Source organism: Mannheimia sp. USDA-ARS-USMARC-1261 (genome assembly GCF_000521605.1).
Classification (GTDB): Bacteria; Pseudomonadota; Gammaproteobacteria; order Enterobacterales; family Pasteurellaceae; genus Mannheimia; species Mannheimia indoligenes.
The window spans coordinates 95,857-108,670 of sequence record NZ_CP006942.1 but is presented as its reverse complement, the minus strand read 5'-3'; the positions used below and the strand labels follow the sequence as shown (position 1 = coordinate 108,670).

At 40.2% G+C, this 12,814-nt stretch carries 11 protein-coding genes; 4 read left to right on the top strand and 7 right to left on the bottom strand.

Annotated elements, in window-relative coordinates:
• Positions 1 to 83: 83 nt before the first annotated feature.
• From X781_RS00480 to fbpC, 3 genes are all read left to right on the top strand, one after another.
• Positions 84 to 1,118: an ABC transporter substrate-binding protein gene (locus X781_RS00480; RefSeq protein ID WP_025235044.1), complete on the top strand. Its 1,035-nt coding sequence runs from the start codon at positions 84 to 86 to the stop codon at positions 1,116 to 1,118.
• 50 nt (positions 1,119 to 1,168) lie between these two features.
• The gene (locus tag X781_RS00475; RefSeq protein WP_025235043.1) at positions 1,169 to 3,205 is read left to right on the top strand and encodes an ABC transporter permease; all 2,037 of its coding nucleotides are present in this window, start codon (positions 1,169 to 1,171) and stop codon (positions 3,203 to 3,205) included.
• Between the two features lie 97 nt (positions 3,206 to 3,302).
• Positions 3,303 to 4,349, top strand: coding sequence for a ferric ABC transporter ATP-binding protein (gene fbpC, locus X781_RS00470; RefSeq protein ID WP_025235042.1), 1,047 nt, complete (start codon positions 3,303 to 3,305; stop codon positions 4,347 to 4,349).
• 71 nt (positions 4,350 to 4,420) lie between these two features.
• Here the strand turns inward: fbpC and glpQ are convergent, their stop codons facing one another.
• Both glpQ and glpT read right to left on the bottom strand, forming a co-directional pair.
• Positions 4,421 to 5,494 (bottom strand): glycerophosphodiester phosphodiesterase, encoded by a 1,074-nt coding sequence (gene glpQ, locus X781_RS00465; protein WP_025235041.1) that lies wholly within the window; start codon positions 5,492 to 5,494, stop codon positions 4,421 to 4,423.
• A 70-nt stretch (positions 5,495 to 5,564) separates the two neighbouring features.
• Positions 5,565 to 7,010 carry a glycerol-3-phosphate transporter gene (gene glpT, locus X781_RS00460; RefSeq protein ID WP_025235040.1) on the bottom strand — a complete coding sequence of 482 codons (1,446 nt, stop codon included), beginning with the start codon at positions 7,008 to 7,010 and terminating at the stop codon, positions 5,565 to 5,567.
• A gap of 364 nt (positions 7,011 to 7,374) precedes the next feature.
• Here glpT and X781_RS00455 point away from each other — a divergent pair, with 364 nt between their 5' ends.
• On the top strand, positions 7,375 to 8,967 hold the full coding sequence (locus tag X781_RS00455; RefSeq protein ID WP_025235039.1) for a glycerol-3-phosphate dehydrogenase/oxidase: 1,593 nt from the start codon (positions 7,375 to 7,377) through the stop codon (positions 8,965 to 8,967).
• Between the two features lie 76 nt (positions 8,968 to 9,043).
• Here the strand turns inward: X781_RS00455 and X781_RS00450 are convergent, their stop codons facing one another.
• From X781_RS00450 to X781_RS00435, 5 genes are all read right to left on the bottom strand, one after another.
• A complete protein-coding gene (locus X781_RS00450; protein ID WP_025235038.1) occupies positions 9,044 to 10,258 on the bottom strand; it encodes an aromatic amino acid transporter in 1,215 nt (404 codons plus the stop codon).
• Positions 10,259 to 10,322: 64 nt separating this feature from the next.
• Positions 10,323 to 11,741: a tryptophanase gene (gene tnaA, locus X781_RS00445; RefSeq protein WP_025235037.1), complete on the bottom strand. Its 1,419-nt coding sequence runs from the start codon at positions 11,739 to 11,741 to the stop codon at positions 10,323 to 10,325.
• An 82-nt stretch (positions 11,742 to 11,823) separates the two neighbouring features.
• Entirely contained in the window at positions 11,824 to 11,907 is an 84-nt protein-coding gene (gene tnaC, locus X781_RS12640) for a tryptophanase leader peptide (RefSeq protein WP_428981785.1), read from the bottom strand.
• A 216-nt stretch (positions 11,908 to 12,123) separates the two neighbouring features.
• Positions 12,124 to 12,402 carry a hypothetical protein gene (locus tag X781_RS00440; protein WP_235068755.1) on the bottom strand — a complete coding sequence of 93 codons (279 nt, stop codon included), beginning with the start codon at positions 12,400 to 12,402 and terminating at the stop codon, positions 12,124 to 12,126.
• Positions 12,403 to 12,406: 4 nt separating this feature from the next.
• Positions 12,407 to 12,814 carry a phage holin family protein gene (locus X781_RS00435; protein WP_025235035.1) on the bottom strand — a complete coding sequence of 136 codons (408 nt, stop codon included), beginning with the start codon at positions 12,812 to 12,814 and terminating at the stop codon, positions 12,407 to 12,409.

Here is a 12,814-nt window from a genome sequence, read left to right as displayed (position 1 = left end):
GAACTGTGAAGCAGTTCACAGAATTACGTCCCGTTTTTTGCTATATTTCGCCTAATTTTCTCCCTAACTTTAAGGAAACCACAATGAAATTGAAAAAATTAGCTTTGACAGCATCTACTTTATTACTCGGTTCATTATTTACTCAATCAGCATTGGCGGAAGGTCGTTTAACGGTTTATTGTAGTGCGACGAACGAGCTTTGTGAGCAAGAAGTTCAAGCTTTCGGTAAGAAATATGATGTAAAAGTTTCGTTTGTGCGTAACGGTTCGGGTAGCACATTAGCGAAAATTGAAGCAGAAAAAAATAACCCTCAGGCGGATGTTTGGTACGGCGGTACGCTTGATCCGCATTCACAAGCGGCAGAAATGGGCTTGTTAGAACCTTATCAATCGCCAAACCTTACCCAAATTATCGAAAAATTTCGTGATCCTGCAAAATTAAAAGGCAATTATTCCTCTGCGGTGTATATGGGGATTTTAGGTTACGGCGTGAACTTAGATCGTTTGAAAAAATTAGGTATTGAGAAAGTGCCGACCACTTGGGAAGAGTTACTTGACCCACGTTTAGCAGGCGAAATTCAAATTGCAGACCCGCAAAGCTCAGGTACGGCTTATACGGCGATTGCGACTTTCGTGCAACTTTGGGGCGAAGAAAAAGCCTTTGAATACTTCCGTAAATTACACAAAAATATCTCACAATACACCAAGTCAGGCATTACGCCGGCTCGTAACACCGCTCGAGGCGAAACTACTATCGGTATCGGCTTCTTACACGACTATGCTATTGAGAAGAAAAACGGAGCAAATATTGAGATGACAGCCCCCACTGATGGTACAGGCTATGAGCTTGGTGGTGTGAGTATCTTAAAAGGGGCGAGAAATCTTGAAAATGCGAAATTGTTCGTGGATTGGTCGCTTTCTAAAGAAGCTCAAGAACTCTCTTGGCAAAAAGGGAATGCATTCCAAGTTTTAACCAATACAACAGCAGAAGCCTCGCCTTATGCTCTCAATCCAAAAGATTTAAACTTAATTGACTACAATTTTGAGAAATATGGATCAAGTGAAGAGCGTAAACGCTTGATTGACAAATGGGTTAATGAAGTTAAATTAGCGAAATAATCCTATCTTTTAGAGGGGGCTTTCCCCCTCTTTTCTATCTGTGAGGTATTATGCAGAGTTTTTCTTTTTCCCGACCGCTTGTATGGGTGGTTATCGGTTTACTCGGTTTTCTCTTATTGCCCGCTAAAGCATTAGATTATGGCTTGTTTGATTCAACAAAAGACGAGCTTTTTAATGCGATGGGTTGGTCAAATTTAAATATCACTTGGGCGTGGTTCTTACCGCTTTTTGCATTTTTATTGCCAAATCCGACCGCTTGTAAACGCAGAGCTAAGCTAGAATTAGTCGGCTTAGGTTTATTATTTGCTTTTATTTTCTTATCGGCAATTGTACTTAAAATCAGCTTAGGCTATGCGGTATTGCCTCTGATTATTGCCATTACAGGGCTAGCCACCAATAATCTCGCTATTCTTAAAGTAATGCAGGGCGATCGCTTTATTATCGGCTCATTGATTAGCATTATTTTGCTGATTTTCTTCTTTATTGTTTACCCAACCATTGCGATTTTCGTTTCAATGTTCTACAACGGCGACGAGTTTGTGCCAAGCCAAGTGCTAACCATTTTACAACAGCCTTATGTGGCACGAGTGGTGGGGAACTCTTTATCGGTTGCGGGAACGGTAGGCGTACTTTCCACCCTGTTTGGTTTGGCTTTTGCACTTTATACCACTCGTATTGCTAAACGCTCTGCGTTCATCGGGCGAATTTTCTCGATTTTACCTATTGTTACTCCTCCCTTTGTGGTAGGTTTAGGCGTAACGCTAATGCTTGGGCGTTCAGGTTACGTAACAGAATTTTTAGTGGAACACTTTGGTTTTGCCAGTAACTGGCTCTATGGTTATACCGGGATTGTGATTGCTCACACCCTCGCACTTACACCAATGTCTTTTATGATTTTGGAAGGAGCGTTGAAATCCATTCATCCGTCTGTAGAAGAAGCCGCTTATACCTTGCGTTCTAATCGCTATCAAGCCTTCTTTAACATTATTTTCCCGTTACTCAAACCTGCTCTGGCTAACTCATTCTTGGTAGTCGCCATCCAATCCCTTGCCGATTTCAGTACCCCATTAGTTTTAGGTGGCAGTTTTGATGTGATCGCTACTCAAATCTACTTCTATATTGCTGGCTCGCAACTTGATTATGCCTCAGCAAGTACACTTGGGGCAATCTTGCTCGTGTTCTCGCTTGCGATTTTCGTGATCCAATATCTCTGGATCGGCAACCGCTCTTATGTAACGGTATCAGGAAAATCTTATCGTGGCGATGTGCAAGATTTACCAAGCGGTATGAAATGGCTCATTATTTGCACATTGTTGTTCTGGGGAACGTTCAACTTGGTGCTTTACGGCAGCATTTTCTACGGCAGTTTTACCGTGAACTGGGGTGTGGATTACACCTTAACGCTTGATAACTACATCAAGCTGTTCGGGCAAGGCTTTAGCGATGGCGGTTTCCCATCACTCATTCAAACCGTGTTGTTCGCCGCTGCTGCCGCTCCAATTACCGCTCTGTTTGGTTTGTTGATTGCTTATGTTACGGTTCGCCGTGATTTCAAAGGCAAAAAAACGTTGGAATTTCTAACTTTACTTTGCTTTGCCGTGCCGGGAACGGTAGCCGGAGTGTCTTACATTCTCGCCTTCAACGATTCACCGATTTATTTAACGGGTACAGGTATGATTATTATCCTCTCAATGGTAATGCGAAATATGCCTGTAGGTATGCGTGCCGCCATTGCCGGTTTAGGGCAATTGGACAAATCGTTAGATGAAGCCTCTCTTTCGCTAAAAGCCGGCTCATTTAAAACAATGTTGTTTGTGGTGTTACCGCTCCTCAAGCCAGCCTTGCTTTCCGCTTTAGTAACCAGCTTCGTGCGGGCAATGACTACCGTGAGTGCAATTGTATTCTTAGTTACTGCTGATACGCGTGTTGCAACCTCTTATATTCTCAACCGAGTAGAGGATGGCGAATACGGTATTGCGATTGCTTACGGCTCAATTTTGATTGTTGTGATGATGGCGATTATTTTGATTTTCGATTGGATCGTCGGCGATACACGTATTGCTCGCTCTAAGGCAAAGAAAATGTAAAAAGACATCTACTCTCTCCCTTTATGGGAGAGAGACAGAAAAATACTTCGTTCAGAAGTATTTTTCAGAGAGAGGGATATAATTAAAAGGACAAAATATGAATAACGATTTCTTAGTATTAAAAAATGTAACTAAATCTTTCGGCAAAGCAACTGTTATCAATAATCTCAACCTCAGCATTCCAAAAGGCAAAATGATTACCCTGCTTGGACCTTCAGGCTGTGGAAAAACCACCGTACTACGTTTAGTCGCAGGTCTAGAAAGCCCGACTTCTGGGCAAATTTTTATTGATGGCGAAGATGTTACCCAAAGCTCAATCCAGAACCGTGATATCTGTATTGTATTCCAATCCTATGCACTCTTTCCGCATATGTCGATTGGCGATAATGTCGGCTATGGCTTAAAAATGCAAGGGGTGCCGAAAGAAGAACGATTACAGCGTGTGAAAGAGGCGTTGGAATTGGTCGATTTAGCGGGGTTTGAAGACCGTTTTGTCGATCAGATTTCAGGCGGACAACAGCAACGAGTGGCTCTGGCACGTGCGTTAATTCTAAAACCAAAGGTGCTTTTATTTGATGAACCATTAAGTAACTTAGATGCTAACCTTCGCCGTTCAATGCGAGAAAAAATCCGTGAATTACAGCAACGCCTGAATATTACTTCACTTTATGTTACTCACGACCAATCGGAAGCCTTTGCGGTGTCTGACCAAGTAATTGTGATGGATAAAGGCATTATCAAACAGCAAGACACGGCAAAAAATCTCTATTTACAGCCAAACTCGCTATTCCTTGCCAACTTTATGGGCGAATCGACCATTCTGCCGGCGAAGAAATTGGATGACCAAATCCAAATTGGCAATTTCAGTTTTATTCTTGCTAATTCAGCGCGCTTCAATGTACCGAACGGCGACTGCTTGGTTGGTATCCGCCCAGAAGCAATCCGCTTGCAAGCTGATGGTGAAGAAAATCAACGTTGCCAAATCAAACACGCGGTTTATATGGGTGCTCATTGGGAAATTGCAGTGGAGTGGCAAGGCAAAGAGCTGATGGTAAACCTCAACCCTGATCAATATAATGAAAACCAAGCGGAATATTATATTCACTTAAGCCAAAATGGTATTTTCTTGTTAAATCAAGAATAGCCCTAAACACAAGCGGTCTGATTTGCAAAAAAATTTACTAATCAGACCGCTTGCTATTTAAAAAGCATTAATTATTTCTGTTTTTTTAAAAACTCAACGGCAGTATCTGGGAAGTCAGTAAATACACCCGTTGCCCCTGCTTTATTCAATAGTGCGTCATACATTTGATCTACATTTTCAAAGAATGGAGCTAACGCATCTTTACGCACAGTGTAAGGGTGAATTTCTAACTTATGTTTAGCTAACTCTTTTACAAGTGGGGTATATTTAATATCTCCTACTTTTGAGTTTTTATCGTCAATCAACATATACCAGCCCGGACCTACGCCATCAGCATATTTTGCCACTTCCGCCATCGCTCCTTCTTTGAACATCCAGTCGTAGTCGTAGTTAATCCATTTGCCGTCTTTGTCTTTCTCTTCGGTCTCAAACCAATCGGTGTACGCCACAAGTTGTACTAATTTCACATCCATACCAAGCTGAGGAAGTAATTCAGTTTTAATGCGTTTTAACTCATTGAAATCGAAAGTTTGTAGATAAACTGGCGATGATTTTTTATCGTAGCCATATTTTTTCAACACTTTCAACGTTTCTAACGCAATGTCTTTACCTTCTTTGTGGTGTAACCAAGGTGCTTTAATTTCTGGATAGATCCCAATTTTCTTACCCGTTGATTTTTCTAAGCCTTGAATAAACTCAATTTCTTCTTCAAACGTATGAATTTTAAAATTGGACTGCCAAAGTGGGAAACGTTTTGGATAAACTTGAACCTGCTTACCATCTTCAATTTTGAAGTTTTCAGTCATTTCCAGTGTGCGAATTTCTTCTAAGGTGAAATCTGCTACATAGTAACGCCCATCTTCACGCTTACGTTCCGGAAATTTTTTCGCTACATCGGTTAAGCCATCTAAGAAATGGTCGTGGATCACAATAATGTGATTATCTTTCGTCATTGCAAGATCTTGCTCTAAATAGTCCGCTTGTTGCCCGAATGCAAGTGCCTTAGACTCTAAAGTATGCTCAGGTAAATAACCACTTGCACCACGATGAGCAATAACTAACTTATCCGATTGTTGTGCATAGGCACTCAATGTCGCTGCTGATAATGCTAATGCCGCAACTAATGTTTTGAATTGAAATTTCATAGAATTACCTCATTGTGTTAAAAATAAAGGAAGAACATTTCTGCTCTTCCTTTTGCTAATAGATTAACGACTATTTACCGTAGTGGTCGCCTAATTTTGCTTTGTGTTTACCTTCTTCAATCATCACGATAAACATCAGTAACACAGCTAATACGCCACCTACGATCATCACATAGAAGCCACCGTCCCAGCCAAATTCGTGAGCAGCCCAACCTACTACCGCAGATGCAGAAACTGTACCACCTAAGTAACCGAATAAACCGGTGAAACCTGCTGATGTACCTGCAGCTTTTTTCGGTGCTAATTCAAGGGCGTGTAAGCCGATAAGCATTACAGGGCCGTAGATTAAGAAACCGATAGTCGTCATCAAAATAAAGTCCATTAACTGATATGGGTTTTCATACCAAGCACGGCCGGCATATTGTGCCAATTCTGCTTCCGGCGTTGCTGGGTTCAGCCATAATGCCACAACCGCTGCAGTGGTTAAAATCATAAACACGAAACCGGTTAAACCACGTTTACCTTTGAAGATTTTGTCAGACACCCAACCACATAATAATGTACCAGGAATTGCTGCAAGTTCATAAATAATGTATGCAGACGCAGTACCTTTAATGTTGAAATGTTTCACTTCACCTAAATAAACCGGAGACCATTTCAATACGCCATAGCGGATTAAGTAAACAAATACGTTCGCAATTGCGATGTACCACAAGAGTTTATTTTTTAATACATAAGTGAATAAAATCTCTTTGGTGGTTAATTCGGTTTCAGATTTTTTCTCATCATAATCATCCGGATAGTCGTTACGCCATTTTTCAACCGGTGGTAAACCGCAAGATTGAGGCGTGTCTTTCATCATAAAATAGATTGGAATCGCCGCAATCATCGCTGCAATACCCGGATAGTACAACGCTTGTTGCCAAATATCTTTTGCGGTTGCTTCAACACCATATGTGTTGTAGAAAATTGCACCGGCTAAAATCACCATTAAGCCCGGTACCATACCACCCACGTTGTGAGCACAGTTCCAAATAGAAACGATAGTACCGCGTTCAGATTTAGACCACCAGTGAACCATCGTACGACCACACGGCGGCCAACCCATACCTTGGAACCAACCGTTTAAGAAGATCATCACGAACATTACTGCAATGCCTGAAGTTGCCCACGGCATCAAGCCCATCATAGTCATACATAAACCGGACAGTAATAAACCGAACGGTAAGAATACTTTTGGATTTGAGCGGTCTGACATCCACGCCATCACAAATTTTGATAAACCGTACGCTAAACCGGCACCGGTACCGATGATACCGAGTTCCGCTTTGTTGTATAAACCGGCTTCAATTAAACCTTTTTGTGCTAAGTCGAAGTTAGCACGCACAAAATAATAAGCGGCATAGCCGAAAAAAATACCTGCAAACACTTGCCAACGTAAGAATTTGTATCTTGCATCAACTTTGTCCGCCGGCAACTCCGCAATATGCGGAGCGGGTTTAAATGGACCAAACATTTTTATTCTCCAATATAATTATTAAGTCATACCTATTCTTAGGTCGGTCAATAATATCTGAAAATAACAAATGACAAAGTTATTTTTTGCAAAAGTGTGATTTATTTCACAAAATTTTCACTTTAAACCATTTTAAATTTTCGAAAATACGCATTTTGTTCTTGTATATCTAATCTAACTACTTATAAAAAAGCCACTTTACACAACTGAAAAGCAGTAACTTACGATTTAAATTCAATAATTTTGTGATATAGATCTGATTTTCAAACAAATCTATTTGAACTCATTTTATTTTCGTTTATGCTAATAAAGTTTAAATTAAGTTCAAATTCGAGCAATCAGCATCGAACAAAAGGAGCAAAAAATGCAAAGAAATCAACAACTCGCTCAAGTGCAACAAACGCAAAAATGGGATTTCATTATTATTGGTGGTGGTGCAAGCGGTTTAGGTATTGCAGTAGATACCGCCTCTCGTGGCTATAAAACCTTATTGTTAGAAAGCCACGACTTCGCTAAAGGGACATCAAGCCGTAGTACTAAATTAGTACACGGTGGTGTGCGTTATTTAGCCAATGGTGATGTCGCATTAGTAAGAGAGGCATTGCGTGAACGTGGTCGCTTAGCTAAAAATGCGGCTCACCTCTTTAAAAACCAAAGTTTCATTATTCCAAACTACACCCTTAAAGATTGTTTAATGTACCGTGTTGGTTTAGGAATGTACGATATGCTTTCAGGCAATCTCAGTTTAGGTAAAACCCAAAACATTGATAAAGCTGAAGCAAAAAGACGTTTACCAACATTAAACGATTTGGGTTTGCGTGCAGGAACAGTTTATCAAGACGGACAATTTGATGATGCTCGTTTAGCCGTAAATATGGCTCAAACAGTGGTAGAACAAGGCGGAACAGTGCTAAACCACGCTAAAGTAACGTCATTGCACAAAACACCACAGGGCAAAATTGATGGCGTAACTTTCTACGATGAGCTAAACCAACAAGAGCATACAGTATTTGGTACAGCAGTGATTAATGCAACCGGCGTATTTATGAATGATATTTTAAGTATGGATCACGGCAGCCCGAAAAAATTCGTTGTGCCAAGTCAAGGGATTCACTTAGTGTTAGATAAATCATTCTTACCAAGTAATGATGCATTAATGATTCCTAAAACCTCAGACGGTCGTGTGCTATTCGCTGTGCCTTGGCACGATGTGCTAGTCGTAGGCACAACGGATACGTTAATCGAACACCCATCTTACGAACCTATTCCGTTAGAACAAGAGGTAAACTTTATTTTAACTACTGCTGGGCAATATCTGACAAAAAAACCAACCCGAGATGATGTAAAAGCCGTATTCGCAGGACAACGCCCGCTTGCTGCACCTGAAAAAGAAGGTCAAAGCACGAAAGAGGTTTCTCGTAGCCATAAAGTTTTAACCGACCCGACTAGTGGCTTGGTTACTATCACAGGTGGTAAATGGACAACTTATCGCCAAATGGCAGAAGATACGGTGGAAGAAGCATTAAAAGTTCACCCACAATTAGGCAACAAACCTTGTAGAACGGTCGATTTATCTATTCACGGTAATATTCCAGCAGAATTAGTTAATTTACAAGATCATCTCTACGTTTATGGTTCAGACATTCCGGAACTACGAGGCTTAATGACCGCTTACCCTGAATATGCGGAAAAACTCCACCCAAGATTGGATTACACTGTGGCTGAAGTGATTTGGGCGGTTCGTAATGAGATGGCTCAAACAGTAGAAGATGTATTAGCACGCCGCGTTCGCTTACTCTTTACTGATGCAAGAGCTGCAATTGACAGTGCAGCTAAAGTTGCTGCAATTATGGCGAAAGAAATGGGTAAAGATGAAGTGTGGCAACAAGCCCAAGTATCTCAATTCCTTGAAGTGGCAAAACACTACTTACTTGTGGATTACCAACCGCAAAATTAATCACAAGCGGTCATATTTTTCATAAAAATTACAAAAAAATAGCGAACTTAATGTTCGCTATTTTTATTTCAATACTTTAGCCTTTGTAAACCGGCAACATCTCAAACATTGCAAGGAAGTGGAATACCGCCACCAATACACCAAACAGGATAACCGCACCAATCAATAGATTGCCACCACCCACTTTAAATCCCTCTTGCAAACCTTGCTGGCGAACTTTATAAACCAACACAGCAGGGATAATGCACGTCCAAATCGTTGCTACTGCCCCTGCATACCCAATCGCCGTCACAAAACCGAATGGGAACAGAATAGAGAGTACCAACGGCGGCAAGAAAGTAACAAGATAACTTTTAGTTCTGCCTGCTTTGTCATTTTGGAAACCAAAGAAGTCTGCCAAAAAATCAAACACTCCCAACCCCACACCGATAAATGAGGATAAAATTGCCGCCATCGAAAACGCATTCAATGAGTGTTTGACTGACGCTGAATCAACCACACCACCTAAGATTTTCAACAACACATCCACATTACCACCGCTTTCAATAATAGGGGCAAATTGATCTCGTGGTAAATTACCGAAAATACTTACCACCCAAACAAAGTAAAGCAGGAATGAAATTAAAGTACCATAGAAAATTGCTTTTGCCGCTTTTTTCTCCTCACCGTAGTAAGCTCGCATTGATGACACTGAGTGATGATAACCAAAGGAAGTTAATGCTACAGGTAACATCATCATCGCATATTTAAAGTAGCCTGAATCATTGGTGGATTGGGTGTCAAACAACGTATCAAAGCTGATATTTGCCGTTAATCCCAAAATACTAAATGCAAAGCTCAGCACCATAAAGACGATTAGAATAACCGAAATTCTGTCCACCGCACGAGTTGAATGCCAGACAAAAGCCCCAAACACCAACACAAACAACGCTGAGGCAACTTTGCTACTTAGTCCCAGAAGCTCTTGTAAAATCAAACCGGAAGAGGTGATATACGCATAAAGTAAAATCCCACCAACAAAATAGACTGCTAAGTTATTAATCATATTAACTTGGCAGCCTAATACATCTTTGGTAACTGTATTAAACGAAGCTCGTAAATCATACTTTCTATAGGCTTCTAAAAGCATAAAACCAGAAAGCATCATCACTGACATAGTTAGCAACAACACTAATATTGTCCAGATTGTCCAAGCCCCTGAGCCGGCACTAGGAAGTCCTAGCATTCCCGCACCAACACACACGCTGGCAATAATACACGCACCGCCAAAAACAGAAGGTTGTTTTTTCATAAGGAACTCCTTATTGAATATTATTTGGCTACCCCTTCCTTAGCAGGGGTAGCTATTCGTGTAGTTATTCCACTTCTTTTAATAACGCGGTGAAATGTCTTAACACTTTCGGTTCATAGGTAAAAGTCAGCCCTTTGATATTTGCAGCATTTTCTTTCACTTTTTGGAACGCTTCAATAATAAAATCCATATGAGTTTGGGTATAAGTTGCACGCGGAATCGTTAAACGTAGTAACTCCGCAGGGCAAGGCAGTTGTTTGCCTGTTTTCGGGTCGCGTCCAAGCAGGAACGAGCCGATTTCCACCGCACGAATACCTGCTACTTTATACAATTCACAAGCAAGAGCTTGTGCCGGGAACTGCTCTGGTGGGATATGTGGCAACAGTTTGCCTGCATCCACGAACGCCGCGTGCCCGCCAGCTTGTTGGCAAACCACACCGATCGCTTCCAAACCATCCACTAAATATTGCACTTGATTGATGCGATATGCTAACCAATCTTGACGCATACCATCACGCAGCCCGACGGCTAAACGCTCCATAGCACCGCCTTCTAAACCGCCGTAGGTTGGGAAACCTTCCTGCACTACACAAAGCGTGCGGCATTCAGTATAAACGTCGAACCATTTATCATCTTTAAAGCAGAGCAAACCGCCCATCTGTACCATCGCATCTTTTTTCGCCGACATCGCCAACATATCAGCATATTTATAGCTTTCAAAGGTAATCTGCTCAATCGTCCAATCTTTGTAGGCTTCTTCACGCTGCTGAATAAAGTAGGCATTTTCGGCAAAGCGGGCAGAATCCATCACTACAGGGATATCATATTTCTGGGCAATCGCATACATACCTTTCATATTTTCAATTGAAACAGGCTGACCACCCGCAGAGTTACAAGTAATGGTACAAACAATATACGGTACGTTTTTCGGTTCAGCTTCTAAAATCGTTTTTTCGAGCTGTTCTAAGTCAAAATTACCTTTGAAATCGCTACGCACGCCGGTATCAAACGCCTCTTTGGTATAAGTATTTTTCACCGTGCAACCGTTGATTTGACTATGCCCTTGCGTGGTATCAAAGAAATAGTTGGAGATCACCACCATTTTGCTACGATCTAAGCCCTTTTCCTGCTCACGCTTTTTGATCAACACAGGAATATAGATCTGCTCCGCACCTCTCCCTTGGTGGGTTGGAATGGTATATTGATAGCCAAAAATCTCTTTCACAGCATTCGCCAACGCATAGTAGCTACGACTACCACTATAAGCTTCATCACCACGTAGCATTGCAGCTTGCATATCTTGAGTAATTGCCCCCGTACCACTGTCGGTCAGCAAATCAATAAAAACATCATCGCTGTCTAATAAAAATGGATTCATTCCGGCTTTTAAAATCGCTTGATCACGATATTCACGCGTAGTGCGTTTAACAGGTTCAATAACACGAATACGGAACGGTTCAGGTAAATGTTTAAAATTTTGCATAAAAAATCCCTTACTAACCTTAGTTAGCAAAAATAAAAATAGAAAGATTGATTAAAAATAAAAGAAGAACCAATTGGTTGAATTAGCAGGAGATTAAGGGAAAGAAAAAGGAGAGCTTATGATCGAGATTAAACCATCGACTTAATACACTTTTGAGAAATTTCATAATATGTCCCTCCATAATATGTTTCTCAAGGGTTGGTAGAAAATAGTGATAGATAATGGTTGGATAAGTATATAGAAAGTAAAGCTTTTATCATCTCCTAAATATCAAAAATGTGATCTAATTCACAACATTTACACCAGAAATAAAATTAATGCGAATAAAAACAAGCGGTCAATTTTGCAAAAAAAGTTGTAAAATTGACCGCTTGTATCTTGATTATCGTCTATTTTGCTTCTGCTTCAATAAAAACAGAGCAATTAATCCCAATGCGGAATAACCAACTCCTTTAGTTTTCAGGAATTTCTTCAACATAAACTCTAATACTGCCGTTGTTGCAACAGGAGACGAAATAAGCGATAAGCCCGTATTTCTCGCTTGTTTAAAGGGTTGAACAATATCATTTTTAGTTTTTTTGGTTTCCGCTTTAAAACGCATTCTCAGGGCATTGCCTTTCATTATCAACAATTCTTTCTCGGTTAGTTTTAAATCTTCCATTTTATTACTCCCCATTATTATCCCTAAAAGTATCTTTAAAAGTTAATGCACTTTTAAATGCGGCAATATCTAATTTCAGTTCATCTAATGTGCTTTGCATAAAACTGGTTTGTTTTTTCAATGAAGCTATAATTCCCCAAACAAAAAGTAAAACTAACACTAAACTTATGCCTGAAATAGCAAAAAATGCTACTACTTTATATTCTGGTAATAAATAATTATCTAAAGCAAATAATAAACTAACAAATGCAAATAATAAAAATATAAAGACTAATAATGCTAAAACTAAAACAGAAATTAATTGATTTTTTTGTTCATTAATTTCCAACCTTGCCATTTCACCACGAACTTGAATTATTTCTAATAAAGTAACAAGACTATTTCTAAATCCGGATTTAATATTATCTAACAT

Excerpts from the sequence above, each read along its gene's own strand:
- X781_RS00480 (WP_025235044.1), top strand. The coding sequence starts at position 84 with ATGAAATTGAAAAAATTAGCTTTGACAGCATCTACTTTATTACTCGGT.
- glpT (WP_025235040.1), bottom strand. The coding sequence starts at position 7,010 with ATGTTTGGTCCATTTAAACCCGCTCCGCATATTGCGGAGTTGCCGGCG.
- X781_RS00440 (WP_235068755.1), bottom strand. The coding sequence starts at position 12,402 with ATGGAAGATTTAAAACTAACCGAGAAAGAATTGTTGATAATGAAAGGC.
- tnaA (WP_025235037.1), bottom strand. The coding sequence starts at position 11,741 with ATGCAAAATTTTAAACATTTACCTGAACCGTTCCGTATTCGTGTTATT.
- fbpC (WP_025235042.1), top strand. The coding sequence starts at position 3,303 with ATGAATAACGATTTCTTAGTATTAAAAAATGTAACTAAATCTTTCGGC.
- X781_RS00475 (WP_025235043.1), top strand. The coding sequence starts at position 1,169 with ATGCAGAGTTTTTCTTTTTCCCGACCGCTTGTATGGGTGGTTATCGGT.
- tnaC (WP_428981785.1), bottom strand. The coding sequence starts at position 11,907 with ATGAAATTTCTCAAAAGTGTATTAAGTCGATGGTTTAATCTCGATCAT.
- X781_RS00435 (WP_025235035.1), bottom strand. The coding sequence starts at position 12,814 with ATGTTAGATAATATTAAATCCGGATTTAGAAATAGTCTTGTTACTTTA.
- X781_RS00450 (WP_025235038.1), bottom strand. The coding sequence starts at position 10,258 with ATGAAAAAACAACCTTCTGTTTTTGGCGGTGCGTGTATTATTGCCAGC.
- X781_RS00455 (WP_025235039.1), top strand. The coding sequence starts at position 7,375 with ATGCAAAGAAATCAACAACTCGCTCAAGTGCAACAAACGCAAAAATGG.
- glpQ (WP_025235041.1), bottom strand. The coding sequence starts at position 5,494 with ATGAAATTTCAATTCAAAACATTAGTTGCGGCATTAGCATTATCAGCA.